At 67.4% G+C, this 2217-nt stretch carries 1 protein-coding gene and 1 pseudogene; one reads left to right on the forward strand and one right to left on the reverse strand.

From position 1 onward, the window contains the following. Nucleotides 1-189 (reverse strand): annotated as a pseudogene (locus tag IEZ19_RS49550) (IS1182 family transposase); the annotation flags it as partial. 353 nt (nucleotides 190-542) lie between these two features. On the opposite strand from IEZ19_RS49550, the gene IEZ19_RS49555 reads away from it, so the two are divergent. After that, nucleotides 543-2217: recombinase family protein (locus IEZ19_RS49555; RefSeq protein WP_189317922.1), on the forward strand; the 1675-nt coding region annotated here is incomplete at its 3' end.

The following is a 2217-nucleotide window of genomic DNA, read 5'->3' on the forward strand; positions in this document are numbered from 1 at the left end:
GGCGAAGACCGGCCCCATCAGCTCGATGTCCTGCCCGGCCGCGGCCACCAGCAATGCGGCGGAGGTGTAGCCCGAGTCGACGAGATGGATTGCGGGCAGCAGGCCGCGCGCGGCCAGAGCACGGTGGACGGGCTCGGTGATCTCCACGTCGGGAACAGTGGCGTCGGTGGTGACCACGTTCGTGATCACGTGCGGACTATCCGGCTCGCAGGTCTCGGTGAAGTGGACTCCTACAACGCAAAAGGCAACTTCGAGTTCGAGGTCACAGCGGGTCTGACGGCTGATCTCAGAACCCGGTCGCCCAAGGGTGCAGACGCTTGACGTGCCCGGCGCTACGTTCGAGGTGCAGGTCGTGCTCCCGTTGTCCTCTTTCGGAGCCGGTCGTGTGCGGGGCAGCCACCATCGATTGGGAGCATCGATGGACGACCCCGAGATCACGTTCGAGTTCGTCTTCGACCGGCTCGGTGCGGTGGAGCTCGCCGCCGCCTATCAGATCCTCGTCCCCCTGCGGGGACGCCGCCCAGGCCAGCGAGGTAACGGCCATGATCCATGCAGCGCTCTACGCCCGAGTGTCCTCGACACGGCAGAAGCAGCACGAGACGATCGACAGCCAGACCGCCTGCCTGCGCGAACACGCCCAGGCACAGGGGTGGGAGATCCCCGAGGAGTGGGTCTTCACGGACGACGGCTGGTCGGGAGCGACCCTGGTTCGGCCGGCACTGGAGCGGCTGCGGGACCTGAGCGCCCAGCGGCTGGTTGAACGGGTGGTCTGCCTGTCGCCGGACCGGCTGGCCCGCAACTACGCCCACCAGGTTCTGCTGGTCGAGGAGTTCACTCGGAACGGCACGGAACTGGTCTTCATCCACAACCCGGTGGCGACGACGCCGGAGCAGGCCCTGATGGTGCAGTTCCAGGGCATGATCGCCGAGTACGAGCGGGCCCAGATCGCCGAGCGCACCCGTCGGGGCAAGCTGCACCGGGCCCGCAGCGGGGCGACCAGTGTTCTGGGCCGGGCTCCGTACGGCTACCGCTACCTGTCCCGGGCCGAGTACGCAGCGGCCGCCTATGCGGTGGTCGAGGCCGAGGCCGTGGTGGTGGCACGGATCTTCCACCGGTACGCCGCCGGCGGGATCTCGATGCGGGCACTGGCCCGGGAACTGACAGCCGACCAGATCCCCTCTCCGAAAGGTAACGCGCAGTGGGACGCCGGCACGCTGGGCCGCTTACTGCGCAATCCCGCCTACATGGGACGAGCAGCGTTCGGGAAGACGCAGACCGCATCGACCGCTCCGCGGGCCAACCGCACCTCACGGCTTGCCGGACGAAGCATCCCGGCGCAGGCCGGCGTGGTTGCCCGACCCCGCGAGGAGTGGATCGAGATCCCGGTTCCCGCGCTGGTCAGCGAGGAAGTCTTCGCACTGGTCCAACGGCGGCTGGCCGAGAATGCGAAGTTCTCCCCGCGCAACACCAAGACGCCCGCGCTCCTGCAGGGACTGCTGGTCTGCGACCTGTGCGGATACGCCTACAACCGGACCTCACAAGGGCCGGGCCCGAAGAAGTACCACTACTACCGCTGCCCCGGCACCAACGGCTGGGAGCTGCCCGGGGGCATCAAGGTCTGCACGAGCCGCCCGCTGCGGGCCGACGCCCTCGACGAACTCATCTGGGAGAACGTCCTCGCCCTGCTGTCCGACCCGGCACTCGTCCGCGACGAGCTGGAACGGCGCCTGGAGCGGATGCGCGACGCCGACCCAGTCCAGGCCCGCCAACAGCGATTGCACCAGGAGATCGCCACGGTCGAAGCCCAGATCAACCGCATGGTCAGCGCCTATCAAGAAGAGCTGGTCACCCTGCAGGAGCTCCGCGACCGGATGCCCAGGCTACGAACCAAGCGACACACCCTCCAAAGACAACTGGACGCACTGGCCGCCCAACTCGTCGACCAGCAGGCCTACCTCAAACTCGCCGAGAACCTGGAAGGGTTCCTGTCCCGGCTGCGTGAGAGCACCCGGACCAGCTCGATCCTCGACCGACAACGCGTCCTGCGCGCGGTCGTCAAAGAAGTCCGGATCAGCCCCGAAAGGATCACCATCAAACACTCGATCCCGTCCACGAGTGCGGACCCCACCCCGGGTTACCTATTGCGTTGTAGGAGTCTGGACCTTGTAGCCGTCCCAGCCCGCGCCACGCTTGACGCTGTAGCGGGTATCGGTGTCG

It is taken from the genome of Streptomyces brasiliensis (genome assembly GCF_014647875.1).
In the GTDB taxonomy this organism is placed as follows: Bacteria; Actinomycetota; Actinomycetes; order Streptomycetales; family Streptomycetaceae; genus Streptomyces; species Streptomyces brasiliensis.